This is a genomic window from Acinetobacter sp. YH12070, from assembly GCF_013419625.1.
In the GTDB taxonomy this organism is placed as follows: domain Bacteria; phylum Pseudomonadota; class Gammaproteobacteria; order Pseudomonadales; family Moraxellaceae; genus Acinetobacter; species Acinetobacter amyesii.
Genome location: NZ_VOZT01000009.1, coordinates 48,280 through 73,178, shown reverse-complemented (window position 1 = coordinate 73,178; position 24,899 = coordinate 48,280). Strand labels below are relative to the sequence as shown.

The window sequence follows — 24,899 nt, the reverse complement described above, 5'->3', positions numbered from 1 at the left end:
AAATCCCCTCTTCGTGAGGGGATTTTTTATTCGATGATATTTTTTAATATATTCTTATAGTTTATAAATTCTAAATTTTCAGGTTCAATACTAAGTACAAAATTTATTTTTCCCAATAAAGAATATACGTAATTAGGGTCTTTGATTCTTTTTTTTGAAACATGAGAAATTAGTCCAAATTTTTTAATATAATATAAGTCTTGAATTAACTCTCTTTTATATTTTTTAGGTGCAAAAATATTATTATTTTTAATTTGTACTCCAGTTATAATATTCTGATTAACATTAATTTTTAACCTTGTCTTTTCTGAATTAACTTTAAAACCATATTTTTTTATTAAAAAAATACAGAAGTTCTTAAAATTTAAAGAAATTTCCGTACCTGAAAAAACCATATCATCTGCATATCTAGTATAGAGAATATTATTTTTAATGGCGTAATTGTTTAATTTTTTATCAAGACCAAAGAAAATTAAGTTTGATAATGCTGGGCTTGTAGGAGCTCCCTGTGCCAAACTCTCCTTATAGCAACACAACTTAGCCAAATAAAAAGATAATTTTTTTGAATATCCCAATTTATGAAAATAATTAATTACCCAACTTAAAGGAATAGAGGGAAAGAATTTTCGAATATCTAACTGTAAAAACACCTTGGAACTTTTATGAACACTAGCATTAGTAATAATGGATTTTTTTTCAACGAAACCATGAGCAGACTTATGAATATAACCTTGCTTCAATATACTTTGGTATATCCATTTTTGGACTTTCTTTAATGATTTAAAAGGTGTGGTAATACGACGATTTTCTCCATTTTTTTGAAGAATATCAAATGATCTATAAAATTTTTCAGTTGAAAAAATCATTGAATACAGAGTAGAAACATTTATCCCAACCAATTTAGATAAATGTTCTATTTCAAAAATAACAGGTACATTATTCCCTACCAGTTTTTTTATTACTTCTGAATATTCTTCTATATATTCATCTTTAAGACCAATATCTTCAAAATATTTAGTCCAATTTTTAGCAATATGTTTTGTCATAATAGACCTGTAAGGATTACCTTAAATTACTTGCTATGTAAGAAAAGAAGTTTATTTTGATAGCAATCAAAAGAAATCTTATTTTCTTACGCGAATCAGCAGCAGCTGTTCGCCCCCTCTCTATTAAATCTTTGATTTAATAGAGAGTATAGGTCAAAGACCCGTTAACATTAGAAGCGACTCGCTTCAAAATACTAATCCTTACAGGCTCAATAAGTATAACCGACTATACACTAAAGTAAACTCCTCTTTGGAATATAAAATTCATTAATTTTCAATGTACTATCAGATAAAAATCTATTTGGTATCTTACTTTTATTTTTTTTCTCAACATTCATTATTGACAATATATATACGATGCCTTGTTCAAGTAATTTGATAAACACCCCATCAATATGTATTAATCCTTCCTTCTCCAGTTCAAATATCAAATCAAAAAAAACATTAGATGCTAGTCCCAATCTTTTATTCAGAGTAAATGCTTGTAAGGTATGATTTGATGAAGCTAATAAAATTTTTAATAACTCATTTTTTAAATATATATTTTTTTTCATCATGCATCATCCATAGCCCGATGTAATATAACGTTTCTAATTCGTTGATCTGAATAATATTTCCACCAAAAGATTGGAAATACATTATTTGGTGTGTTTTTATTTTCGATTGAAATTGCAACTTGTGACTCATCATAACCTAGACTAGGTAATGGTCTATCATTATAAAATGGAGCTAGCTTTGATTCTAAGCTCCTCATTAATTCTTTTTTCATTTCGACTTGATGAGGCTCATAAATTTTTTCTAAAATTTTATCATTTACCGAGTAGTAATATTCAAAATTGATCTTTTCACTAATGATTCTCTGGCTTCCACCAACTGTCGATATTAGGACTTTCACGTATATATTAGGAAGAGGAAAACCTGAGTCTTCAAATATTTGTTTAATTCTTTTAACACGATTAATTACAGTTCTGCCACTTCCTACAAAATTATCAATTAATACTAAATCAACTATTTGTTCACCTTTGCTTTTTTTAAATTCTTTATATACTTTATGTGCTTGATCATATCTATTTACTGATCTATAACCTGTCCATTCTAGTTTGGACAATTCTAGTTTTAAATCGTAGATTACACTTTGACCACTGTCAGCAGTGGAATCTGCTGACATTGCCACGATAAAAGATTTTTCCGGATCTAGATGAGATGTAGCAATATCTAGAGCTAAATTACAAACACATTCATTATATTCGTGCATCGTTATATATTTTAGTTCAGCTAAAATATCAATCACTACTTGTGTTTGAGCTTCAGTTTCACAATCTTCAAACAATAATGTACTCAATGCTTCAGTTTTTGGCTGTAACCAAGGGTATTTGAATGCTAATTGAAGAACTTTTTCAAAAGCTACCTTTTGTAAACTAACCATTGAACTCCTTTTCTACCCCAAAATTTCAAAAGAAAATACCATTTAAAATTTTACTAATTTTTAGCCATATTAATATAACGTTATTCAATTACAAAGCTCTATTCTCCAACAACACCTCCAACCCACTCTCTTTTCCCATATTTCAGCTTTAAGCTGTTGCTTAAAACCCTCACCTCAGCCCTCTCCCATAAGGGAAAGAGAATTTCCATTGTGAATTTCAAAAACTATTCGATAGATAACGTTACCTCTCCTTTTAGGAGAGGGCTAGGGAGAGGTGCTTTTAAATATTTTTGATTATAACTTCAACCCTCACCCCCTTGCGAAGCAGTGCTTCTCATCCCAATGGGAGTGGGAGAAAAGCAAAATCTAAAGCACCCCATTCCCCAACAACACTTCCAACCCTTTCATCTTCTCCATATATTTCAGCCGTTCTTTTTCCCACTTCACTTGTTCTTTTAGCACTGAAACATCACCATCAATCACCTTATACACATCTTTCACCTGCATATTTTTCGGCTTTGGTTTTTCAGTCCAGTGAAAACTATCTGTAATGTCATCAATCTGACTGGCAAGGCGTTGGCTTTGTGCTTCTAGCGCCATTTGATAAAACTTTAAATGTTCATCCGTTAAGGCTTTAGGGCTTTTGCCTTTATTGGTTTCAAGCTGTAATTGCAGCTTTAATAAATAAAACAAATCCTGTGCTTCATGGGCTTGATTCACCACTTGCAGCAACTCAGTTTTTTCAGCTTTTTTAGTTTCGTCAGCTTCACGGTCTGGGTGAATCATGGCGGTGATTTTTAAATACACGGTTTTCAGTGATTGGTTTACTAACTTTTCAGCTTGCTCACGTTTTTGCGCTAGACGTTTACGCTGATGCTCTTCTTTCTCACGTTGATATTGTTCGCGGTCCCATTCTTCATAAGACTCATATTCTTCTGTCGTTTCTTGTTCTATATCAACATGGCGTTCTGCTTTATTCTGTTCAGTTTGGGCTAACTTGGCCTTTTTATTTGGCTTTTGATTATGCGCATCATGCTGTTGATAAAAAGCATCTACTTCAGTGACTTTTTCAAGTTCGGCTGTATTTAGGTAATTGGATTTTTTAAGCTGCTTTGCCAATTTGGTGAGTTTGGCATCGAGCTGTGCTAAATCTGCTTTGGCAAAGTCTTCTTGCTGTATGTGCAACCAAAGCTGTGCAAGTTGTCGGTAGTACACCGCATGCAAATCACGATAAATCGGCACAAGTTTTAACTGAATATAACTCTGAATTTCACTTTTGGCATTTTGCCAAAGCGCTAAATCCAGCTTTTGCTGTTCAATTTGCTCAATCAGTTTATTCAGCTTTTTATGCTGTGGGGATAAAGCTTCAGCACTCGGGAGTAGACTGACTTTTAGCTCAAAAGACATAAGCAAATTTAACGCAAAAAGAAAATTATAGCCGATCTAAGCACTAAACTTATGAGCACCTTGTATGAATCATACAATGGATTTTTATCAATTAACGCTCAAACCGTTGTAAATATTGACCCAACTCTTCTCGAACAACCACCTCATGTCCTGCCAGTTCACTTAAAAATTCGCGGAGTTTTTCAGCTCGGGTGCTGTGTTCGTCATGCGGTAAAAGTGAATGTGTGGTGATTGCCCCCGAATTGATCATCGGTTTTTTCGGGGTATTGCTTTGTGGATCGAGCGCAATTTGATTAAACGCCTCTCCCGATGGCTCGACACCGACTTTTTGTAAAACACTGTCTAAGCCAAGATGACGAATCGCTAAGGCATAAGCAAAGGGTTTAGACATCGACTGAATGGTGAACTCGACTTCGTCATCACCCGTAGAATAAATCGTGCCATCTACGGTAGACAGTGCCAAAGCCAGTCTATTCGGATTGGCATGGGCTAACTCAGGAATATAATCTGCCAAAGCTCCGTGCTGATTGGCATCGCAGGCATTGAGGACATGCTGTAAATAATTTGGAACAGGCGTTTTCATAAGGGTTATTTTGTTGTTATGTGCTTTTTTATTTATAACAAATTGAGCTGCATCTGTATAAGTCCTTATGGTGAAGATGTGTTCTGAGCTAAAACCTGTATGTGCTGTATATTCAAATGGTGCATCATTTCTCGAATAAAAACGAAATAACTGAGTTGAATGATTGCCTGCTCACCAAATAGATTTTGATAATATACCGTATGTTCAATCATTTCATTAAAGCCATGTTCTAAGCTTTGTCGGTCAATGTGGGTCGCATGTTCAAAAAAGGTTTGCGCCAATATATGCAGCATCGCATCATTCGACTGAGCATAGCGCTGCGTCTGATAATCGAGCTGTAATCGTTCTAAAATTTCTTCAATTTCATAGATCAAATATTCAATCGCTAAAGCATCGAAGCGCTGATGTCGGACACATTTTTGTACCCACGCCGCTAAGCCATGATCAAAATGAATATTCTTTTGCTCGGTCTGAAAGTGGAGCTGCGCTAATCCGAGCTGAAATTGTAATTGCTGCATAACTATCATTTAAATTATTTAATCTTCTGCCAAGTTTAACTCACGAAAGCTGCGTACTTGGTTACGACCTTGTTGCTTTGCCATATACAGCGCTTGATCGGCCATACGCGTGACCATAGCAGACGGTGTCCCCTCGATCGCAGTTGCTACACCAAAACTTGCACTAATCTTCAACATATGTTGGTTGGCTATCATGGTTTCAGCTTCAAAAATTGCCAATCGACAGCGTTCAGCCACGTCTATCGCCTGCTCTAAACTCTGATTTTTTAGAATTAAAATGAATTCTTCACCGCCATAACGCCCAACCACATCTTGTACACGAGTATTGTCATTTAAAATTTGAGCAACACGTTGTAAAACGGCATCTCCTGCATCATGTCCATATTGGTCATTGATCAATTTAAAATGGTCGAGATCAAGCAAAACCACTGCAAATTCAGGCCGTGTCTGTTTGCTGAGCGTATCAAGTTCATGACTGACATAACGACGGTTAAACACATTGGTCAGGCCATCAACACGGCTGAGGACTTCCATCTTTTGTTCACGGTGTCGCCACTGTAAAAGCAAAATCTGAAAAAATACTGCACTGACGATCAATATGGGCAAATACAACTCCGCCATACTCATGAGCCAAAAGGCGTTGTCGTAAAACTCACTCTGTTTTAAAGCTGGGCTGAAAATCGGTGCATATTCTAGATGGTCAATCGAAGTTTGATAGCAAATGTAGCCAATAAACAGTGTGATCGGAAATGTAATACTGAGCATAATCGCAGGACGATAAAAAACCAAACCGACCATCAGCAGATTGACCGTCCCCGCCATGGTGGCAGGACTATAGATCCCGATCATATAGCCACCATAGATCATGCCGATCCCAAAGAGGACGGGCGCAAAATAGCTAAAAAACAGTCTGAAATTTAAATATTTTTTGAAATAAAGACTGAGTACGGCCAATACGCCATAACTGAGTAGGACTATACAAGCGACCATGATCCTCAACTTGAGTGCACTCGGATTAAACCAGATCCGATTGGACGAATAATAAAAATTCATGATGCACCACTTCAACACGCTGACTTGACTCAACATGCCAAAGATGAGGAGTAAACGCCCTTTATCGTAGTCAGACCAATTGATGATGAGATAGTCCGACTCAAATAAAAGATGCTTCAATTTACGCCATTGTACGCCCCATTTCGTACAGACAGCATTGCCCCAATTTTTCCCCATTAATCTTCTTTTTTATTTTATTATTTCGCTAGTTATACAAGGTTTTAACTTCAAAAAGAAAGCCTATTTTCACAGTTAAAAGTGCAACCTTTGAAGCCTTTAAACTTCACTTACACCACTATTCAAATTACTTTTCCGCTATTTTTTTAGCTCAATTGGTCACTTTTATCTTTTAGAAATAGTACAGTTTATTATTCTAAACGCTCGGTGAATAAGATCCCGTTCAGATGATCGACCTCATGTTGTACGATCCGTGCAGGAAAGCCATTCAGGGTTTTCTCTTTGACTTCACCTTGAAGGGTCAAATATCGCACGTGAATTTGCTCGGCTCTCGGGACTTGTCCTCGTGCATTCGGCACACTTAAGCAGCCTTCTTCACCCAAAACCGTGGTCGTAGATCGAGATGTAATCACTGGATTGACCATCACGATCGCCTCCATTTCAGGCGCGTCTGGATAGCGTAAATTTGCACGTGAAGCCACGATAATTACCCGCTTAGAAACATAAATTTGCGGTGCGGCAATACCTACACCTTGACGTTCAAGCATGGTGGCATAAAGTGTTTCGCTCAGTGCAGTTAACCATGCAGAACCTATTTCAGATGCTTGTACCTCTGCGGCAGTGAGCGTCAAAATCGCTTCACCACGCTGTGCAACAGCAGCAATATGACTCATGTTTTTATCCTTTTTCGTCTAACTGACTTAAATCACGTTGACTATAATGACGATGCTGTGTTCATTATTATCGGTTCTGAGTATAAAACAACAGTGTGCTATGGCTTTGAATCTTTTATGGTTTATATAGAGTACTGAATAAAATAGCGGATCATAAATCTTTATATGATTGATATTTATCATTTAAAATTAAAGCACACCATCGCCCATTGCCTATCACTTTTTAAATTAACGTGGCTTTATCTATATTATTTTGTTCTTATTTAATGATATTTCCATAACTATAAGTTTTTAATAAGGCAAAAAAGTTTGATTATTCAATAAAAATTTGAATCACTAAAATCATCGCATGCTATTTGCTGTTGGAAAATATTTGCATGGAAGCTCAGCCACGCCTGACTCGTCAAGATAAACGTACCCTCGGACTGTCATCACTCGGTGGTGCTTTAGAGTTTTATGACTTCGTTATTTATGTGTTTTATGCCAAAATTATTTCGGAACTGTTTTTCCCCACTGGACTCAGTCCATTTTGGGCGATGCTGAATACCTACGGTATTTTTGCAGCCGGATATTTTTTCCGCCCATTGGGTGGTGTGGTGATGGCGCATTTTGGCGATTTGATTGGTCGTAAGCGTTTATTTAGTTTGTCTATTTTACTCATGGCTCTGCCTACACTGATGATCGGTGTGATGCCGACTTTTGAAAGTATTGGCTATGCAGCACCGCTTCTGCTCCTACTGATGCGCGTGATTCAAGGCATCGCGATTGGTGGTGAAATCCCTGCGGCATGGACTTTTGTTTCAGAGCATGTGCCAGAGCAAAAAATTGGGATCGCCAACGGCCTACTCACTGCTGGCTTATCTTTAGGTATCCTATTGGGCGCACTGATGTCTTTGTTTATTTCATTACAATTTACAGAGTCAGAAATCCATGACTGGGCATGGCGGATTCCATTTATTCTAGGCGGGATCTTTGGTTTTGTTGCGCTCTATCTCCGCAGTTATTTAAAAGAAACGCCTGTATTTAAAGCCATGCAAGAAAAGAAACAATTGGCTAAAGAGCTTCCAGTAAAACAAGTGCTGCAACAACACAAAACAGGCGTTGTGATTGGTATGCTGTTTACATGGTTCTTAACCGGCTGTGTTGTTGTGCTGATTTTAGCGATGCCAAATTTACTCACAGGCGCCTTTGGTTTTGAGCGTGCCGATGCCTTTAAAATGCAAAGTGCCGCTATTGTGATGCAAATGGTCGGTTGTATCTTGGCAGGTCTTTTGGCAGATCGCTTCGGTGCGGGCAAAGTGATATTGTTCGGCTCCCTCCTTGTCGCGCTAATCGCGGGTGTGTTCTATAACAGCTTGGGCCATGTGGCGGCATCGACCGTGTTTGCGCTCTATATGCTGCTCGGCTTGGCATCAGGCACGGTTGGTATGGTGTCTTATAGTATGGTGAAAATGTTCCCTGCACAGATTCGTTTCTCGGGCATTTCATTTTCATACAATTTGGCCTATGCCATCGCTGGTGGTATCACCTTGCCATTGGTTCAATGGTTGAGTTTATACAGTAACATTGGCGCCATGTATTATATTTGGACCGTCTGTTTGGTGACCTTCTTTACTGCGATGCTTTATGGTCAACGTTTTGAAAAAACATCTCACTAAAAAAAAGCGGTCAATGACCGCTTTTTTTAACTCGCTTTCAAATCAATTCAGGCTTTTAAATTTTTACGCAATTCATCTTCTACAATTTCAATCTCAAGCTGACTAAAACGACGAATTTCACCTTCTGCATGTTTTTCTAGTAATCCACCTATCAATGGAACTTTGACTTTCACCGTCCAGTCCAAATTAAAACTGACTTGTGTCGCATCGCCACTGACACTTCGTTTGCAACTGGCTTCGAGCGGTAGGTTTGGATCCAGTTTGACATCTGACGTTAACGCCGCCAAATTACTAATATCTGTACGTTTTAAGCGAAACGCATCTTTTAAAAATTTCTTGGCAATATCTGGAATATTTACATCAAGGTTATACGCACGTTTTAAGGTATACATATCGCCTGTTTTCTTTGATTCTAAAATTTCTAGATTTTCACCCGGTATGCGTTTGCACACCGCTTCATGCAAGCTAATATCTGCGGCTAGTCGTTTAAAATCTTCAATTGAAACGCCATGAATAGTGGCATTGACGGTAAATTGATGTGCCATTCTCGTAATCCTTCAGGTCAATATTGGTTTTATTGTTTTATTTCGCCCAGTCTACAGTTGCTAAAACTGTGCTTTTAATTAAATCGAAAAGCGTTATGGCTGTCATTGACCTGAAACCAAGCTGAAAAAACAGAATTGCCATACTGCAACTCATTGGACTCTGCCTTAAAGGACTTTTTAATAGATTTGCCCATGCTGATCTTTAAACTCGAGCTGAAATTCCCAGCCCGCATCGATTTTTAAATACATCCCTGCATAGGACAACTTTGCGTACCAATGACCGAAGTCGAGGCTTACAATATCAAAGCTGGCTTGTTCAGGAAGCTGTTGCATTGGTTTTGCACTTATCAAAGCGCTTGGTTCAAAAGACGTGCAGTGCGAGCCATAATCATGAAAAAGTTCGAAACATAGCTGATTAAAAATTTTAAATGTTGAATCTTTTGGGTCAAGTTGCGTCATTGCTTTAATAACGTTCCATATCTTTTCATTTCTTCTTACGCTTATTTTTTTCTTTTTTAAAACGAATCTTTAAAGAGCTGATTTTAAAAATTTTATTAATTTAAAAGCATGCTATGCACCACACCATCCCGATCACGGTGTACCAATTTGATTACTTGTGAATAATCAATCAAGATACTTTGGTGTTTGTAACTGATTTGGATGCCGTATTCATCTGCACCATCATCCAAACCGCTGATGCTACATTGCGTGCCTTGTGGAAATGCATTGAGCCATTCAGCGTTATACACATCTGCTATTTGTTCAAACTGAAAAAAGCTCGCTTTTTGCTGCAATAGAAACCCAGCTTGTCGATCAAAACGCAGTTGCTGCTCAAGTTGAAAGTCGATAATCATGACTCTGCACGCTCTTTACTTATTCATCGGGTTCGGAATCGGCTATTAAAAGTAGCTTTGCCATCACCCAATGATCCTTATAAAGCTTTCATCGCCTGTTGCTGCTGTTTATTTTTGACTTGTGTCCATTGCCACCAACCAAATGCCGCCAAGCCCACAAAACCAGCATACAACGCCGCAGTGAGATACAGGTCTTTGTATATAAACATACCCACATAGATAATATCGACAAATACCCAAAGCACCCAAGTAGCAATATGTTTCCGGCTGGTCCAATACGTTGCGAGTAAGCTAAACGCGGCCAATTGTGCATCCAAAATCGGTACGGCTGCATCGGTAAAATAGTGCAAACTTAAACCAAAAATCAAACCGCCCACCGCTGCTAAGAGCATTTGAAAGATCACGAGTTTGGTCGCAATCGGTTCAATACGGATGTCATGATCTTGTTGTTTGCCCTTCAACCAGTGATAAAAACCGTAGAAGTTCACCACCACAAAGAAAAACTGCAAAATGGTTTCGCCATAAAGTTTGTAGGTATAAAACAAGTAGGCATACAGCAAAAAAGCTGCAAAGTTAAACCACCAACACCACATATTTCGCTTAATGGTTAAACTCACCCCGATTAAGCTAATAATAACTGCAAATATTTCTAAGTTCGACATGGTTGATTGGGCCTTAAAAAAGCTGCAGCTATTATGGAAAAAATCAGCCCAAAGGCAAGCTATATCACACACTATTTCATATCAACTCTGTAAATTTTAAATCAAACCACTCATCCACCAGACGATGATTTTGATGTTTTGAACGCATCAGTTTTGACAGTTTTCTAACAATCGTTTAAAAACTTAGCTATGCATAAAGAATAATCAGAAGGAATCATCCAAATGTCAGAACAACAAGGTCGTGTAAGTCGAGAAATTCGTGGTCATCTTTATTTAATCGGTTTGGACCGTGCAGATAAACGAAATGCGTTTGACAGTCATTTAATTCATGACCTTTCACTGGCACTCACTGAATATGAAGATGATCCAAATTTACGCTGTGCAGTGATTTTTGCACATGGTGATCATTTTACTGCAGGTCTAGATCTGGTCGAACTACAACCAAAACTTGGCAGTGGACTGTTTAATTTTCCTGATCAGCAAATTAATCCGTGGGGAACCAACTCACGACAACGAAAAAAACCAGTTGTGGTCGCGGTACAAGGGTTCTGTTTTACAGCGGGTATTGAACTCATGCTGAATGCCGATATCGTGATCGCACAGCGTCACACGGAGTTTGCTCAAATGGAAGTGCAACGTGGCATTCTTCCCTTTGGTGGCGCAACAGTTCGCTTTGTGCAAGCAGCGGGTTGGAATAAAGCCATGCGCTATTTACTCACAGGTGAACGTTTCAATGCGCAAACGGCATATGACATGAACTTGGTGACTGAAATCACCGACCAAGCGCCCTTATCTCGTGCAATAGAACTTGCAGAACAAATTGCACAGGCTGCACCACTGGCGGTTCAGGCAACACTCGCTGCAGCACAGCAAGGGGTGCATTTGGGAGCCGATGCTGCCTTTGCTCAATTAGATCAGCATTTACAACCACTACTAAAAACACAAGATGTACAAGAAGGTGTGATGGCCATGCTACAACGTCGCGCAGCCAATTTTCAGGGCAAATAACCCTTTATTTAAACTGAGTAAACCCTTTCCGTCCTGCCTATTCAGAGAAAAATTATGCCAACGGATTTAGAACAAACAACGCAAGAAATACACAGTACACCCGTGAGTTTCCCAGCAACCGATGGTTATACGCTTTCAGGCGTTGAATATCGGCCTAATTCTGCTGCTAAAGCCAATATTATTATTTCAAGTGCTACAGGTGTACCTCAACAATTTTACCGTCGTTTTGCCGAGTATGCCGCAGGACTCGGTTATCAAGTACTGACTTTTGATTATCGTGGTATAGGACGTTCTGCACCGTCAAAACTTAAAGGCTTTAAGATGTCCTACCTCGACTGGGGACGTTATGACCTTTCTGGTGCCATAGCTTATATGCAACAACACGGTCAGGAAACTTTTCTAGTGGGACACTCCTATGGCGGTCAAGCACTAGGCCTCACCTCAAATCATGATCAGATACGTGCCATGTATTGTTTTGGCACTGGCGCAGGTTGGCATGGCTATATGCCCTTTAAAGAAAAAATGAAGGTTCATGTGATGTGGAATATCGTTTTTCCGCCGATGGTTGCCGTCAAAGGGTATTTGCCTTGGAGCAAACTCAATATGGGCGCTGACCTTCCTGTCGATGTCTATAAGCAATGGCGTCGTTGGTGTAAAAACCCAACCTATTTCTTTGCCGACCCTGAGCTGAGTGAGCTATCTCAACAATATGCTGCAGTTCAAACGCCGATTTATGCGGTCGCTGCGCTCGATGATGACTGGGCATTACCCAATTCACGACATGCTTTTATGCAACATTATGCGCAAGCATCAATGCACTATATCAATATTGAAGCGCAAGATTATGGTCTAAAACATATTGGTCATATGGGATATTTCCGCAAAGGTGCTGAACCCTTATGGCAGGAAGTCATTGGAAGGTTTGACGAACTATTAGTCGGTTAAACCAATTTACTTTATACACATCATAGTGATTTATTTGGATAGAGAGATACATGCGTCCACGGAAAAACACCTCAGAACATCTATTACTACAGTCAGCACACGCCTTTAAACGCTATGGCTATATGGGCTGCAGCATGGGGAAATTGGCTGAAGCCTGTGGACTTTCAAAAGCTGCGTTTTATTATGACTATCCGAATAAAGACGCTTTGCTGATGGAAATTTTAAACCTGACGCATGTAAAGTTACAGCACAGTATTTTTCAGCAATTACAGCAATCCACTGCATCACCTCAACAGGCTTTCTCGCACATCCATCAACAGGCCATCCAGTTTTTTAGCCAAGGTGGATTAGGCTGTTTGGTCGGGATCTTAAGTATGGAGCGGCAACATTTACCTGCCGAGATTTTTGCAAAATTACAGTCCATCTTTCAGGAGTGGCAACTCGCCTTTGAAGTGTTTTTTAAGCGATGCATGACCATCGAACACGCCGCTCAACTTGCCAAAGTCAGCTTGGCGGATTATGAAGGCGCTATTTTAATGGCCCGAATAACCGATGATTTGAGTTATCTCGATTTAGTCCAAGATCGCATTTTGCTTCAACTTGCGGAGTCTTGATAGCGATATTCAATTTTATGTTCTTCGCCAAAACGGTCGACATGTGTATAAAACTCACCGTATCGGCCTAAATAATACTCGAGTGATTGATTGTAAAAATTCCAATAAATCGACCATTCATTCAAATCTAATTGGCGAATTTGAGTTTTACAATTCACTGGCATGCGACGTAAAAAGACTTCTTGTAACTGCTCGGCTGCCTGTAGCGAATCTAATTTGTATTGTTGTTGAAAGAAAATTTCCGCAATATCATCAAAAAGTTGCTGTTCATATTCATCAACTTCAATGACCTGATCGACTTGGCGTATAGCATCATCATTCGATGCTAAAGAGATACTGTTCGATTTTTCTGGTGCTTGGTAGCGCGTATATTTTTGACGATATTTTTCTGTTTTTAGGATTTTTTTGACCACAATGCCCGCTGCAGACAACGCGATCAGAATACATATCACAATGAGAAAATTAACCATAATAACAACCTACTGCCGATGACGCGCATGCACATCTTGAATCATCGAATATTTTTATGGACTAATATAACGCACAATAACGTTTAAAATTCATACAAAATTATTTTAAAGCTGAAATTTGGCCTATTTTCTTTGCTAATTTATTTCAAACTATTACACCTGCTGAAATTATTAAGTGTGTATACTTTTCTAAAAGATCTATTATTACTTTAAAAACAGTATAGTTAGATGCATTTATGTGGTTATTTATCCATATTTAATGATTAATTTATAAATATACATTTGTAAATTTTGCAACAATTTTGAAATAAAAACCCAACCCAACGGCGCAATGGCAGCAAAAAAACATAAAACGCAACAATAAGCCTCTTTAAGCACAGGGCGATATCTTCTGAAATGGCAGGCTGTTGGAGTTTTTTTATAAAAAGAAAAAATTATGATACGTGAAGCACAAATCCAGGACATACCCGAAATTATTAACGTGATTCACAACAGCATTCGTTCATGTATCCAGGACCATCAACGTAATGAAAGTGTGATTCAAACTTGGCTTGAGGAGGCAAATCAATCAAATATCTTAATGTGGATGCTTTACAACGATAGTTGGGTCTACGTCAGTGACAATCGAGTGGTCGGCTTTATTTTAGTCAGTGATCAGGGACAAATTTTACTGAACTATATTTGCCCTGAACGTCAGTACCAAGGCATTGGTAAGGCGTTATTATTAAACATGATGCACTGCGTCCGGAAAAAGAATATTACCGAGATCAGTCTAGAAAGTACCCATACGGCACTCGCCTTTTACCAAAAATATGGCTTTGTCGCACATCAGGATTTTGAGCCTGCTGATGTACCTCTTAAATTAGTCAAACAACTCTGCTAGTAGAGAGATAAAGTTCGTAGAGGGATAGATTTTCAAATAAGATGATTGTATAGATGAATTTAAAGATAAATGAATCTAAATAAGGATTGGCAAAGAATACTAGCGATACCTCCACAAAGTTTTAAACCGTTTACGACTAGGTATCAAGGCTTAAGTTGATCGCGTCCTGCCTGTTTGGCCATATATAAATAATAGTCTGCATGTTTCATTAAAGCTTCGATACTTTCGAAGTCATTTTGCTTATCCATCCATGCCATGCCCAAACTCAGTGTGACGTAATTTTTTTCATCACCCCGATTAACATGTTCAAGTTGTTCATTACGCATGGCTTCGAGTACCAATTGCAATTGCTCTTGGGCAATCGCATACGGAACATCATGCATCAATATGGCAAACTCCTCTCCACCGTAGCGAGCCACATAGGCTGAACTTGGCAGGGTATTTTGCATGGTTTTCACGATCTGCTGTAACACCTCATCGCCTTTGAGATGTCCATAGTGGTCATTATAATTTTTAAAATAATCGACATCTAACATGGCAAAGACCAACGTTCGGTGACTATGAAAACGGACTTCTGAATATAAACGTTGAATTTCAGCATTCAATGCACGGCGGTTAAATGCCCCTGTTAAGGCATCAATACGAATTTGTAGCTCTAATTTTGTATTCAGCTCGTGAAGCTGTAAGGTGCGTTCTTTAACTTTCTGATCGAGTGAACTGTTTAGCTCAAGTAAACTATTATTTAACTGCTCGGTATGCATAGACTGCTGTGCATAATGGTGCGATTGCTGAAACATGATCAACAAGGCATACAAACTGGTTGAAATGAACGATAAATTGACTGAATCAATCAAATTCATCATCAGTAAAAAGTCGTTTAAAAAGGTAATGCACAGGAAAATAACCGCGATTAAATTTAATTTTGAATACGGTTCTTTCTTTTTCAGTGTTACGTAAAAACCATAAGCAAAATTACTTAGAACAACGATCACATAGGCAAAACTGTAAGTTGCCAAAGGTTGAAAAATTTCAGGCGTCGAAACAAAAGTCACTGAAATATTCAACGACAACAGCAAAATCGCGATCTGATAATTTAAGGTAAATAAATAGCGACGACTGAGCAAGTGGATATAACTTAAAAAGAAAATCGATGCCAAATAAGTAAATAAATATTCTAATCGCGTGCCCCACAACCAATTGATATCGGTAAAAGTGGTATAGGCATAAGGTGCTGAAAATAAATTATGGAATGCTAAAAATACAATAAAAAAGCCAAACACCAAGTTACTTCGGCTATTGCGACCGCGTAAACCTCGGAAAACAGAAAATAGGATCGTAAATAGTCCCACACCCAAGACGGCGCCCGACACCATTCCAATACTCATCATTTGTTGTTGGAATTGGCGGTTTACTGTCTTGGCGATACCAATGCGCATCGGGTTTTCAAACCCACCATGCATACTGTTAAAACTTGATGCCTGAATAGTTAAAGTAAAATATTCATCTTGTGCCACAAAATAGGCAATTCGTGGAGCATTTTCCGTTTTTTGTTCTGCTTCAGTTTGTCCCACTTCACCCAAACGGACGATCACATCACCATTTAAAAATACCCGATACGCACCGTACTGATTTGGAATCAAGACCGCGATACGTCGGCCAATAAATTGTTTGGGGATTTGGAAATGTCCAGTAAATGTCCCAAAACCTTTACTGTCCCCTGTGATGTCTTTAAATGAAGCAGGCAGATAGACCGTTTGACCGACCAGAACTGAACTTGGAGACGTTAAAAATTGATTTGGATAAAACAACCATTTGCCTTGCAATAGGCTACTGGTATCTTCTGTGAAGTAGATTTGGTTAACTTCGTTTTGATGCTTTAAATAAAATGATTTAGGCGCAGTTTCATACTGTGCTTGAACAGTCGATACAGTAAATGCCAGTGTAAAAATAATAAAGGTAAAAACCCAGAACAATCTGGTACAAGGCAACTGTAAATACAATGGCTTTGATTCCTGCGTTTATACTCGAGTAATTATTCTAATCTACGGTAAAAGACAAAAATAACAACATCTATTTTATCCAATTGATCAATAACGTCCATGTCATTGATCTAAAACTATTGATCTATTAATCGCGAGTTTTTACGTCATACAATTCAATCTCAAAAATAAGATTTGAATTGGCAGGAATTACATTACCCATTTTACGCTCACCATAAGCCAAATGTGATGGTACGATTAACTTACGTTTACCACCGACTTTCATCCCCATGATGCCCTGATCCCAACCTTTAATCACACGGCCAGTACCAATCACCGTTTCAAAATAATTACCACGATCCAATGATGAATCAAATTTAGTACCATCTTCTAACCAACCAGTATAGTGAGTTGTAATCAAAGCACCTTTAACCGCCTCTTTACCTTCGCCTACCACTAAGTCAATAATTTCTAATTCCGTGCTCATGCTCTCAACCTCAAATGCCGCAATCTAAATAAAGCACTATTATAAACAGAATCAGTCTGAACATGATGCCCTTGAATGCGTTAGAACTTACCGATTCAAAGTTGAGAACACAATGATTTAGATCAGCATGCAAATAAACATTTACTAGTAAAGCTCACATGTCTTGAAACATTTAGGAGTATTCCGTTATCACTAAGATGCATTGGGAAGAAACGAATAAAAAATTTAAAGCGCTCTAAAAGTTTGAACGTTCATTGAATGAAGACGTTTATGCGGTAAGAACAACGCTATTTACAATGATAATAAAGAGGATTCATCCATGAGCATTACATAAATTGAGGCCTGGAAATTTTCCCCAAATTAGATTTTTATGATGGTTTTAGATCGACTGAGTTTCAAATCAACTTTTAAATCAACAGAATAGTATTCACTAAAAAATTGTTATATATAAGGATGCAAGCCTAAACTCACACCCATCATGAAGAGTTAAATCAAATGATAAACTTATTGCAATTGTGTCCATTCAATCACCGCTTGAGCTTTATCACCAATCAAAGTCCATTCGCCATCCATTACGTTTAATTGTAAAGACATGGTTCGTTCGCATAACTCTTGAATGGCAGCTGTACTCGCTTCAGATAATTGCCAAATTTCAACATTCTTCAGGGTTTTCAGTTTGCTGTTGCGTTTATACCATTCGTCTACTGAAGAACCATAGCTAATCACAGCAACGTGTGAGCAACGAGCACTGGCTTTTTTGACTTTGTCTTCGTCAGGGCAACCGACTTCAATCCATTTCACCAATTGACCTGTTAAATCTTTTTCCCACAGCGCTGGTTCATCTGTTTCGAAAAGATCTTTGGTAAATTCTAATGCTTCATCTGCATAGCGTGCATATGCCAAGACACGTACCATCAAACGTTCAATCGTTTCAGAAGGATGCAAAGCCATCGTCAATTGATAATCACCATATTGGTGTACATCCATATTGGCAATGTTCAAATCTGCTTTATAAATTGTAGCTTTTAGCGCCATGGTAAAGTCCTCAAATTTGGCGCTTAGCATATAAGATTTAGCAAGCTTTTGCTGCGTTGATTTACTTATTTCTCCGCTTTATCGGCATCGATACGACACTGCATTAAGCGATCTTCAAATTCAAGCCATTCACGTTCAGTTTGGTAAATAATTTCGACACGATTATCGATACTTTCCTCGCTCGACTGATAATTAAACTGATCAGGATTAAAGTTAAAGGTTTTCCAACCTTGGTCTGTCTGAAAAATACCTTTGATCCGTAGCCAATCTTGCTGCTCACAGAGTAAATCTAACAGCTCAAAAAAGTCGAAAATCCAACGTTTTGGGAGTTTCCAACCTGCGACACTATAGCCCTGAGCGGATTCAACATAATGATAAGGCAACTGTTTAATTTCTGTGGGTACATCGACCAACGTTTGCTTTTGCATCGCCAATAAAGGCTGAATTTTACGCGGACTTCCCACATAGGCGAGATCAATATTTGCCAGTTTTAATTCACCTTTGACGACATTGATCCATTGCTGCTGATACGGTAAATACGCTTGTTTGAGTCGTTCCAAACCAGCTTGATCGGCATCACTCATACAATCGACATGAGACACCACAACGATTTGTGCCACTTTGAGTTGATCGGCATACAGGTTTTGCGAAGTCCAATCTTGATCATGTAAGCGTGAGCCATCGACCACGGTCACCAATGCTCGCATGGCTAAATGCGGATGCCAATGTGGCTCAGTCAATTGCTCCAAAAGTTGTCCCGGATGCCCCAAACCTGTCGGCTCAATAAACAGTCGGTCGGGTTTCACCTCTGACAATAACCGTGACAACGCAATTTGCATCGGCAGTTGGCTGCTACAACATAGACATCCACCCAATAATTCCTTCACCGCAAAGCCCTGATCTTGCGGCAACATCTGTTGATCGACCCCAATTTGCCCAAACTCATTCATCAGTACGGCCCAAGTTTCGCCCGCTGGCTTTTGCTTTAATAACTGCTGTAAAACTGTGGTTTTACCCGCACCTAAAAAGCCAGAAATAATATAAACCGGAATCGCACCGTGGGTAGAAACTAATTTCAAAAGTGAGTCACTCAAATAAATAGCCAATGATTGATGGCCTTTACCATAATGATTTCAAAAAAATGCTGCAAGCCTAGTCTTCATTTCTCCGTCTTCATTTTCCTAAAGCATAGATTAGCCTAGTATCCGAGGCATTGAATGATGATCTGGCTGTTAAACAGCCTATTTATTCCATTTGCATGAATGCATGACATATCTGGTCACATTTTATTGGCAAAGTTAACTCTTATATTTAAAAAAATAGCCATATCGAAAAGAATCCTTACATTTGGATTTTAGTGAAAATTCTGGATTCAGCTTAATTACGACTTCGATGTAATCATCATGTAAACAATGAATGAATCATGAAGTCGATTTGGTCATTTTTTCTTGCAAAGTTAAATGAAGATTCCGATATTTTTTTACATTTAAAACACAGGATGGACGGTTATGTATTCATCCAGTTAACCAGTCTGTTTCACTTTGTTGCTCGCATTGATCACTCGGTTTTCTCAATTTAGCATGAGTTCTCTCCTGATGGACGTGATGATCTTTTCAGGACTTACTAAAATATATAAGGATGCTCAAAATGAAATTAACTCAAATTTTACTTGCTTCTACTCTAGCTGCTGCAGCTGCAACAAGTTTTGCTGCGAGCAAAGATAAACAAGAAGCACCTGAACAAGAAAAAGTAGTGGTTAGCACTCAAGAACAGCCAGCGACTGAAACAACTGCTGCTGAAGGTACTGCTGCTCAACCTGCTTCAGAAGCAAATGCTGAAGGTTCTGCACCAGCTCAACCTGCTCAGTAATAGACGAATAGCGTACTCCACACGCTAAATTCATTTAGTCTGCTGCTCAACATTTATCCCTCACTAATAGAATGTTGTGCTAAATGAATTAAAGTCGCCGGATCATTGAAAAATGGTTCGGCTTTTTTATGCTCAAAGCTACTGATTAATAGATTTTAATGATCGATAAATCATTCAAAATGATTGATGATTTTCATATAAATAAATATATATCATCCACTTAAAATAAAACCCTGCAAAAAACACGACAATTCGATTCATCGTTTCGACTTATGCCTAGCTTGTTGAAAGTCTCTGTTTAGAACTTAATAGTGGCATATGTGAAGTGATTGGATGTTTACGCATGAGCAATAAAGCAAATTACACAACGGAAGTTGCCATTCTGGGCGCAGGTCCTGTCGGCTTAACCATTGCAAACTACTTAAGTAAGCAAGGCGTCAATGTCACTGTGATTGAACAACTGGACAGCCTGATTGACTACCCACGTGCGATTGGTATTGATGATGAATCATTACGTACCATCCAATCATTAGGTTTAGTGGATCAAGTATTACCACATACAACACCGAACCACGCGATGCGTTTCTTAACCCCTAAAGGTCGTTGTTTCGCTGACATTCAACCGCTCACTCGTGAATTTGGTTTCTCACGTCGTAATGCCTTTATTCAACCGCAAGTCGATAATGTACTACTACAAGGTTTAAAACAGTACGAAACCACAAATGTTTTATTCTCTCGTCAATTGTCTGATTTTAGCCAAGATGCCAATGGTGTAACGCTAAATATTCAAAATAAAGACGGTGAAGCTGAAAAAATTCAAGCGCAGTATTTGATTGCTTGTGATGGTGGTAACTCAGTGGTACGTCGTACCCTCAACATCGGCTTCGATGGTAAAACTGCACCGAACCAATGGATCGTGATCGATATCAATAATGACCCACTCGCAACGCCACACATTTACCTATGCTGTGACCCTGTGCGTCCTTATGTATCTGCTGCGCTTCCACACGGTATTCGTCGTTTCGAATTTATGGTGATGCCTGGGGAGACTCAAGAAGAATTAAGCAAACCTGAAAACATTGCCAAACTTTTGTCGAAAGTACTTCCAACGACCGATGGTATTGAAGTGATTCGTCAGCGTGTTTATACCCACAATGCGCGTATTGCAGATAAATTCCGTGTAGACCGTATTTTACTTGCAGGTGATGCTGCGCACATCATGCCAGTATGGCAAGGTCAAGGGTATAACAGTGGTATGCGTGATGCATTCAACCTTGCGTGGAAAGTTGCAATGGTTGTACAAGGTAAAGCTGGCCCTGCACTTTTAGATACGTACCAAGTTGAACGTAAAGATCATGCAAAAGCGATGATTGATCTTTCTGTAATGGCGGGTCATGTCCTTGCTCCACCGAAAAAATGGCAAGGTTTCGTCCGTGATGGTATTGCCTATGCACTCAATTACATCAAACCGATCAAGCAATATCTATTGGAAATGCGCTTCAAACCAATGCCGAAGTACAACGACGGTGCATTGATCAATAACGGTGTTAAAGACTCACCTGTAGGTAAAATGTTCATTCAGCCACATGTTCAACTTGAATCTGGTGAAAAAGTCCTACTTGATGAAGTCATCGGTAACGACTTTGCAATCATTGCTTGGGGCGTCGATCCGAAATGGGGTCTGTCAGATGCGACCATGAAAAAATGGCAAAAATTGGGCGTTAAATTTATCCAAGTATTGCCTGCTGTTCAGCTTAGCAATGAAAATCGCACCAAGTACGACAATGTGATTACGATTGGTGATATTGGTACCGATATTCGTGGTTGGTTTGGTAAAACCACTGAATCTGTTACGATTCTTCGCCCAGACCGTTTTGTTGCAGCGATTGCAATTCCACAAACTTTAGACAGCGTGAGCCAACAATTGTTTGCAAAATTGCATGCTTAATAATCTAAATAGATCTGCAAGAATTAAAAATCACCATGCATAAAGCATGGTGATTTTTTCTATAATCACTATAAACATCGCATGCTATAATCGTTCAATACATAATTATAAGCTTCGCAAAATGCAAAAAAGATTTCAGAAATTATTCATTTATAGTTTGTTGGGCTTTATTTTTATCTGTTCACTCATTTTCGTAGAGATACATCATTTTCATGCCAATAGTTGGTTAGCTATTTTCGTTTTTTGCCTCTGTTTTCTTATTTCTTTGAATTGCTATTTATTAGGCTTAGAAAAAGATGTGAACAAAAACGAAGAATCTAATTTTTTGTCCTTCCATTTATACATTTCATTTTTTTATGCAGTCATTGCCAGCTTTTTTCTCACCACAGTGATTCTTGCTTTATTTGCATTACAAACTCAATATTTTGGTCAAGATAAAAATATCATTCTAAAAGGCCAAGTCTATTCACCCACATTTACACTAGAAAAGAAGCCCTGCCGAACTCGCCTTAAATTTCCCGAAAGTGGTTGGTCTACCTTCGCCTATCTCTGTCTAGATACCAAGAAACACAACTTTTATGGTTATTACAAACTCCATTTGAAAACCAGTTTCGCCGGGTCTACGATTCAGGATTATGATTGGATTGATGATCAATTAACATATCAGCAGCATCGTGCCTTAGATATGGATCCACATCAAAAAAGACTGCTTGAAATATATGCCAAACTTGAAAGAGATTTAGGCCCACCTCTATCTGATGATGAAGCCGATGATTTTTTAAATAGACCCAACAACGATTGAGTCTATTTAATTTAGCGCAATATATGCCATACATTATCTAGGCAATAATTAAAATCGCTTTATCATCTTAGTGATTGATATTTAAAACTCTTTCTTTTTAATTCTCAAAGAAAGAGTTATATGAATAGACATATAGCAATACCACGTTCAGCCAACAATCAAATAAGCATCCAAGTTAAACCGACTGAAACCAATGCACATCTTTTACCGATTCACGTTGCTGAATCTGCTGAATAAAAGGTTTAAATTCATCTAAATATGGCAATATTTTGAATGAAATTGCATACACCATCCAATAAGCTAAATACAAATCTGCTGCGCTAATTTTATCCCCCAACAGATATGGCTGGACCTGCGCAAGCCCTGTTTTAATAAAATCTAAAAGTATTTTTTCATTACCAAAACTCAAACTGCCACGTTTTTCATCCATCAACTCTGTGCTAATGCCGACATTTTTCATGTCCATATATTCAGTCAGCGGACCATGACAGAAAAACATCCATTTCAAATATTCACCACGTTTTGGATTATCCAAGGCGGGTGCTAAACCTTTGTCACTGAATTTATCGGCTAAATAACTAAAGATGGCTGCAGTTTCACTGATCACGGCAGTACCATCGACCAAGCAAGGAACTTTGCCCATGGGGTTAATCTTGAGATATGCCGCTTGATGCATCTCTTCATATGGCACTTCAATAATGTCAACTTCTGACTCGATGTCTAATTCTTTTAATAAAGGCAGAATGGTATTACTGCGTGAGCGTGGATTGCTGGGTTCATTGTAGATATCCTTATTTTCATCCTTGTTGTTCAATCTATGACTATACGCGGCTTTATGTAGAATTATGTTGCGTTCATCCCTGCTTTAAACACTTTCCGATACAATACGCCCGACTAATAATTACGCTAAATTTGAATTTATATTTAAAGCAAAAAATATTTACCCAGACTTTCTGATAATCAAACAATTGAGTTCTACATCGATGAAAAATAAATATTTAATTGTCATGTTAACGGTGATTTTAATTTCAGGCTGTTCCAAGAAAACCGAAGAAATGGCAACTGAAGCCAGCGCAGATGCACAACTTGCTCAAGTCAGTACACAGCAAGATTAAGCAGCGGAAAGCACATCCAATGAGCCTTCTACCACGCCTGCAACAACACAGAAACCTGAAACTATTTTAAATGAGCAGGTCAACCCAGCCGAAGCCTCCCGTAAAATGGTACGAGAAGCCAATGTCAGTTTTGAGTCGAAAGATGTAGTTAAACTGCCTTAGAAATTGAAAAACTCACGCTAAGTTTAGGCGGTTTTATTGAACAGAAAAATATCGACTTTATAGTGCAAGAGAGTCAATCCTACCCGATTACTGACGGCAAAATTAAAATTTTTGAAAAAGTAAATCCGCAAGCGGAAATGATCATTCGTGTGCCAAGTGAAAAAGCTGCACATTTCGTCAATCAACTGTTGCCGCTTATGCATTTTTTGAACCGTCAGCAATATTCGGCAAAACGCTATGAGCTAAAACTACTCGAAGAAAAAATGTCACAAACACAGGTCGTGCCCGACCATGTTGCAACTGCGCAAGTCAATGAAATCTTACGACTGACCCGCTTAGAAGTTCAAGATCGTGTCCGCTATAGCACGATTGTGATTGGATTTATTCAACCTGCCACTGTCCGTGAACATATCGATATTAACCTTGATGCTGTAGCGCAATTAAATGGCGATAGTTTCTGGCAAAGAGCATGGTACGGTATACAAAAAGGGTGGCAATTTGTGTTGAGCCTGTTGGTTGTTCTCATTACGATTTGGCCACTCTATCTGATTATACTCATCGGTTTGATTGCCTACCGCGTGATGAAACCCTATTTACAAAAATGGTTTAAATAAATCAGAGTGACAAAGGCTATGTATCATTGAGTCTTTGATTAAAAATACGATAACTAAAAAAATCCCGAAGCTATTAATTCAGAATTTTTTATTTAACTGATGTTACACACGTAAAAGTAATTTTGCATTTTTAAGTCTATTCGACGAAGTCTTATATCTAGGGATTGAATAAAGGGATTAGCCTTCGGCTAGAGGTACTCTTACGAAACATTGTTTCTCATTCGGCAAAATGAGAAGCGAAGCTTCGCAAGGAAACCATCTTGCGGAGCAATGCTCCTCACCGCAAAACTCGTTCACTACCGTCAAATTATTCAGAGTATCGCAAAAACTTTTTGATTAGAAGTTGTCCTGTCTCAAACACTTGC

27 protein-coding genes and 1 pseudogene are annotated in these 24,899 nt (G+C 38.4%); 10 read left to right on the top strand and 18 right to left on the bottom strand.

The genetic code is table 11. The features are described 5' to 3' along the window. Positions 1-26: 26 nt before the first annotated feature. From FTU17_RS04145 to def, 8 genes and pseudogenes are all read right to left on the bottom strand, one after another. Entirely contained in the window at positions 27-1,046 is a 1,020-nt protein-coding gene (locus FTU17_RS04145) for a reverse transcriptase domain-containing protein (RefSeq protein WP_180076720.1), read from the bottom strand. A 233-nt stretch (positions 1,047-1,279) separates the two neighbouring features. Further along, positions 1,280-1,603: a hypothetical protein gene (locus FTU17_RS04140; protein WP_257227358.1), complete on the bottom strand. Its 324-nt coding sequence runs from the start codon at positions 1,601-1,603 to the stop codon at positions 1,280-1,282. Then, the gene (locus FTU17_RS04135) at positions 1,600-2,472 is read right to left on the bottom strand and encodes a hypothetical protein (protein WP_180076719.1); all 873 of its coding nucleotides are present in this window, start codon (positions 2,470-2,472) and stop codon (positions 1,600-1,602) included. Before FTU17_RS04135 ends, FTU17_RS04140 begins: the two co-directional genes overlap by 4 nt. 366 nt (positions 2,473-2,838) lie before the next feature. Further along, positions 2,839-3,879, bottom strand: coding sequence for a molecular chaperone DnaJ (locus tag FTU17_RS04130; protein WP_180134749.1), 1,041 nt, complete (start codon positions 3,877-3,879; stop codon positions 2,839-2,841). Positions 3,880-4,000: 121 nt separating this feature from the next. After that, positions 4,001-4,462 (bottom strand): annotated as a pseudogene (locus FTU17_RS04125) (glutaminase); the annotation flags it as partial. Between the two features lie 65 nt (positions 4,463-4,527). Beyond that, positions 4,528-4,980, bottom strand: a complete 453-nt coding sequence (locus FTU17_RS04120; RefSeq protein WP_180134747.1) for a hypothetical protein — start codon at positions 4,978-4,980, stop codon at positions 4,528-4,530. Positions 4,981-4,998: 18 nt separating this feature from the next. Further along, positions 4,999-6,210 (bottom strand): GGDEF domain-containing protein, encoded by a 1,212-nt coding sequence (locus FTU17_RS04115; RefSeq protein WP_180134746.1) that lies wholly within the window; start codon positions 6,208-6,210, stop codon positions 4,999-5,001. Positions 6,211-6,401: 191 nt separating this feature from the next. Beyond that, positions 6,402-6,884, bottom strand: coding sequence for a peptide deformylase (gene def / locus FTU17_RS04110; RefSeq protein ID WP_180063236.1), 483 nt, complete (start codon positions 6,882-6,884; stop codon positions 6,402-6,404). Positions 6,885-7,261: 377 nt separating this feature from the next. On the opposite strand from def, the gene FTU17_RS04105 reads away from it, so the two are divergent. Further along, positions 7,262-8,542, top strand: a complete 1,281-nt coding sequence (locus FTU17_RS04105) for an MFS transporter (RefSeq protein ID WP_180134745.1) — start codon at positions 7,262-7,264, stop codon at positions 8,540-8,542. Between the two features lie 47 nt (positions 8,543-8,589). Here FTU17_RS04105 and FTU17_RS04100 read toward each other — a convergent pair whose 3' ends face one another. The 4 genes from FTU17_RS04100 to pnuC all read right to left on the bottom strand — a co-directional run bounded on the left by FTU17_RS04100 (position 8,590) and on the right by pnuC (position 10,603). Continuing rightward, positions 8,590-9,087: a DUF2505 family protein gene (locus FTU17_RS04100; protein WP_180005318.1), complete on the bottom strand. Its 498-nt coding sequence runs from the start codon at positions 9,085-9,087 to the stop codon at positions 8,590-8,592. 177 nt (positions 9,088-9,264) lie between these two features. Beyond that, positions 9,265-9,420, bottom strand: coding sequence for a hypothetical protein (locus tag FTU17_RS04095; protein WP_180005317.1), 156 nt, complete (start codon positions 9,418-9,420; stop codon positions 9,265-9,267). 221 nt (positions 9,421-9,641) lie between these two features. Next, positions 9,642-9,941 carry a hypothetical protein gene (locus FTU17_RS04090; protein WP_180005316.1) on the bottom strand — a complete coding sequence of 100 codons (300 nt, stop codon included), beginning with the start codon at positions 9,939-9,941 and terminating at the stop codon, positions 9,642-9,644. Between the two features lie 77 nt (positions 9,942-10,018). Continuing rightward, a complete protein-coding gene (pnuC, locus tag FTU17_RS04085) occupies positions 10,019-10,603 on the bottom strand; it encodes a nicotinamide riboside transporter PnuC (protein ID WP_180005315.1) in 585 nt (194 codons plus the stop codon). 222 nt (positions 10,604-10,825) lie between these two features. Between pnuC and FTU17_RS04080 the strand changes: the two genes are divergently transcribed. The 3 genes from FTU17_RS04080 to FTU17_RS04070 are packed head-to-tail and all read left to right on the top strand — an operon-like array spanning position 10,826 to position 13,170. Continuing rightward, positions 10,826-11,611, top strand: a complete 786-nt coding sequence (locus FTU17_RS04080; RefSeq protein ID WP_180007551.1) for a crotonase/enoyl-CoA hydratase family protein — start codon at positions 10,826-10,828, stop codon at positions 11,609-11,611. Positions 11,612-11,665: 54 nt separating this feature from the next. Next, positions 11,666-12,556 (top strand): alpha/beta fold hydrolase, encoded by an 891-nt coding sequence (locus FTU17_RS04075; RefSeq protein ID WP_180005313.1) that lies wholly within the window; start codon positions 11,666-11,668, stop codon positions 12,554-12,556. Between the two features lie 50 nt (positions 12,557-12,606). Next, positions 12,607-13,170 (top strand): TetR/AcrR family transcriptional regulator, encoded by a 564-nt coding sequence (locus FTU17_RS04070; RefSeq protein WP_180005312.1) that lies wholly within the window; start codon positions 12,607-12,609, stop codon positions 13,168-13,170. Here FTU17_RS04070 and FTU17_RS04065 read toward each other — a convergent pair. Beyond that, positions 13,152-13,640: a hypothetical protein gene (locus FTU17_RS04065; RefSeq protein WP_168379275.1), complete on the bottom strand. Its 489-nt coding sequence runs from the start codon at positions 13,638-13,640 to the stop codon at positions 13,152-13,154. The genes FTU17_RS04070 and FTU17_RS04065 overlap by 19 nt on opposite strands. Positions 13,641-14,076: 436 nt before the next feature. Here FTU17_RS04065 and FTU17_RS04060 point away from each other — a divergent pair, with 436 nt between their 5' ends. Further along, positions 14,077-14,523: a GNAT family N-acetyltransferase gene (locus FTU17_RS04060; protein WP_180005311.1), complete on the top strand. Its 447-nt coding sequence runs from the start codon at positions 14,077-14,079 to the stop codon at positions 14,521-14,523. 143 nt (positions 14,524-14,666) lie between these two features. Here FTU17_RS04060 and FTU17_RS04055 read toward each other — a convergent pair whose 3' ends face one another. The 4 genes from FTU17_RS04055 to FTU17_RS04040 form a co-directional block, all read right to left on the bottom strand. Continuing rightward, positions 14,667-16,463 carry a diguanylate cyclase gene (locus tag FTU17_RS04055; protein WP_180134756.1) on the bottom strand — a complete coding sequence of 599 codons (1,797 nt, stop codon included), beginning with the start codon at positions 16,461-16,463 and terminating at the stop codon, positions 14,667-14,669. Positions 16,464-16,650: 187 nt separating this feature from the next. Further along, positions 16,651-16,989: an FKBP-type peptidyl-prolyl cis-trans isomerase gene (locus FTU17_RS04050; RefSeq protein ID WP_078191421.1), complete on the bottom strand. Its 339-nt coding sequence runs from the start codon at positions 16,987-16,989 to the stop codon at positions 16,651-16,653. A 504-nt stretch (positions 16,990-17,493) separates the two neighbouring features. Continuing rightward, positions 17,494-18,024: a YaeQ family protein gene (locus FTU17_RS04045; protein ID WP_180134744.1), complete on the bottom strand. Its 531-nt coding sequence runs from the start codon at positions 18,022-18,024 to the stop codon at positions 17,494-17,496. Between the two features lie 65 nt (positions 18,025-18,089). Continuing rightward, entirely contained in the window at positions 18,090-19,103 is a 1,014-nt protein-coding gene (locus FTU17_RS04040; protein ID WP_180134743.1) for a GTP-binding protein, read from the bottom strand. A gap of 568 nt (positions 19,104-19,671) precedes the next feature. Between FTU17_RS04040 and FTU17_RS04035 the strand changes: the two genes are divergently transcribed. From FTU17_RS04035 to FTU17_RS04025, 3 genes are all read left to right on the top strand, one after another. Beyond that, a complete protein-coding gene (locus FTU17_RS04035) occupies positions 19,672-19,893 on the top strand; it encodes a hypothetical protein (RefSeq protein WP_078191424.1) in 222 nt (73 codons plus the stop codon). 343 nt (positions 19,894-20,236) lie between these two features. Further along, a complete protein-coding gene (locus FTU17_RS04030; protein ID WP_078192235.1) occupies positions 20,237-21,841 on the top strand; it encodes a bifunctional 3-(3-hydroxy-phenyl)propionate/3-hydroxycinnamic acid hydroxylase in 1,605 nt (534 codons plus the stop codon). 121 nt (positions 21,842-21,962) lie between these two features. After that, positions 21,963-22,643, top strand: coding sequence for a hypothetical protein (locus FTU17_RS04025; protein WP_180134742.1), 681 nt, complete (start codon positions 21,963-21,965; stop codon positions 22,641-22,643). 175 nt (positions 22,644-22,818) lie between these two features. Here the strand turns inward: FTU17_RS04025 and FTU17_RS04020 are convergent, their stop codons facing one another. Next, complete coding sequence (locus tag FTU17_RS04020) at positions 22,819-23,457, bottom strand: glutathione S-transferase family protein (RefSeq protein ID WP_218955525.1); 639 nt, start codon at positions 23,455-23,457, stop codon at positions 22,819-22,821. 169 nt (positions 23,458-23,626) lie between these two features. On the opposite strand from FTU17_RS04020, the gene FTU17_RS17435 reads away from it, so the two are divergent. Together FTU17_RS17435 and FTU17_RS17430 are read left to right on the top strand one after the other, a co-directional pair. Beyond that, on the top strand, positions 23,627-23,758 hold the full coding sequence (locus FTU17_RS17435; protein ID WP_257227357.1) for a hypothetical protein: 132 nt from the start codon (positions 23,627-23,629) through the stop codon (positions 23,756-23,758). A gap of 224 nt (positions 23,759-23,982) precedes the next feature. Further along, on the top strand, positions 23,983-24,534 hold the full coding sequence (locus FTU17_RS17430; protein WP_257223135.1) for a DUF4349 domain-containing protein: 552 nt from the start codon (positions 23,983-23,985) through the stop codon (positions 24,532-24,534). The last annotated feature ends 365 nt before the right edge of the window (positions 24,535-24,899 follow it).

Coding starts and splice junctions, on each gene's coding strand:
- FTU17_RS04035 (WP_078191424.1), top strand. CDS start 19,672: ATGAAATTAACTCAAATTTTACTTGCTTCTACTCTAGCTGCTGCAGCT.
- FTU17_RS04050 (WP_078191421.1), bottom strand. CDS start 16,989: ATGAGCACGGAATTAGAAATTATTGACTTAGTGGTAGGCGAAGGTAAA.
- FTU17_RS17435 (WP_257227357.1), top strand. CDS start 23,627: ATGAAAAATAAATATTTAATTGTCATGTTAACGGTGATTTTAATTTCA.
- FTU17_RS04140 (WP_257227358.1), bottom strand. CDS start 1,603: ATGATGAAAAAAAATATATATTTAAAAAATGAGTTATTAAAAATTTTA.
- FTU17_RS04045 (WP_180134744.1), bottom strand. CDS start 18,024: ATGGCGCTAAAAGCTACAATTTATAAAGCAGATTTGAACATTGCCAAT.
- FTU17_RS04100 (WP_180005318.1), bottom strand. CDS start 9,087: ATGGCACATCAATTTACCGTCAATGCCACTATTCATGGCGTTTCAATT.
- FTU17_RS04120 (WP_180134747.1), bottom strand. CDS start 4,980: ATGCAGCAATTACAATTTCAGCTCGGATTAGCGCAGCTCCACTTTCAG.
- FTU17_RS04090 (WP_180005316.1), bottom strand. CDS start 9,941: ATGATTATCGACTTTCAACTTGAGCAGCAACTGCGTTTTGATCGACAA.
- FTU17_RS04145 (WP_180076720.1), bottom strand. CDS start 1,046: ATGACAAAACATATTGCTAAAAATTGGACTAAATATTTTGAAGATATT.
- FTU17_RS04070 (WP_180005312.1), top strand. CDS start 12,607: ATGCGTCCACGGAAAAACACCTCAGAACATCTATTACTACAGTCAGCA.
- pnuC (WP_180005315.1), bottom strand. CDS start 10,603: ATGTCGAACTTAGAAATATTTGCAGTTATTATTAGCTTAATCGGGGTG.
- FTU17_RS04105 (WP_180134745.1), top strand. CDS start 7,262: ATGGAAGCTCAGCCACGCCTGACTCGTCAAGATAAACGTACCCTCGGA.
- def (WP_180063236.1), bottom strand. CDS start 6,884: ATGAGTCATATTGCTGCTGTTGCACAGCGTGGTGAAGCGATTTTGACG.
- FTU17_RS04115 (WP_180134746.1), bottom strand. CDS start 6,210: ATGGGGAAAAATTGGGGCAATGCTGTCTGTACGAAATGGGGCGTACAA.
- FTU17_RS04075 (WP_180005313.1), top strand. CDS start 11,666: ATGCCAACGGATTTAGAACAAACAACGCAAGAAATACACAGTACACCC.
- FTU17_RS04025 (WP_180134742.1), top strand. CDS start 21,963: ATGCAAAAAAGATTTCAGAAATTATTCATTTATAGTTTGTTGGGCTTT.
- FTU17_RS04095 (WP_180005317.1), bottom strand. CDS start 9,420: ATGCAACAGCTTCCTGAACAAGCCAGCTTTGATATTGTAAGCCTCGAC.
- FTU17_RS04065 (WP_168379275.1), bottom strand. CDS start 13,640: ATGGTTAATTTTCTCATTGTGATATGTATTCTGATCGCGTTGTCTGCA.
- FTU17_RS04135 (WP_180076719.1), bottom strand. CDS start 2,472: ATGGTTAGTTTACAAAAGGTAGCTTTTGAAAAAGTTCTTCAATTAGCA.
- FTU17_RS04130 (WP_180134749.1), bottom strand. CDS start 3,879: ATGTCTTTTGAGCTAAAAGTCAGTCTACTCCCGAGTGCTGAAGCTTTA.
- FTU17_RS04060 (WP_180005311.1), top strand. CDS start 14,077: ATGATACGTGAAGCACAAATCCAGGACATACCCGAAATTATTAACGTG.
- FTU17_RS04030 (WP_078192235.1), top strand. CDS start 20,237: ATGAGCAATAAAGCAAATTACACAACGGAAGTTGCCATTCTGGGCGCA.
- FTU17_RS04080 (WP_180007551.1), top strand. CDS start 10,826: ATGTCAGAACAACAAGGTCGTGTAAGTCGAGAAATTCGTGGTCATCTT.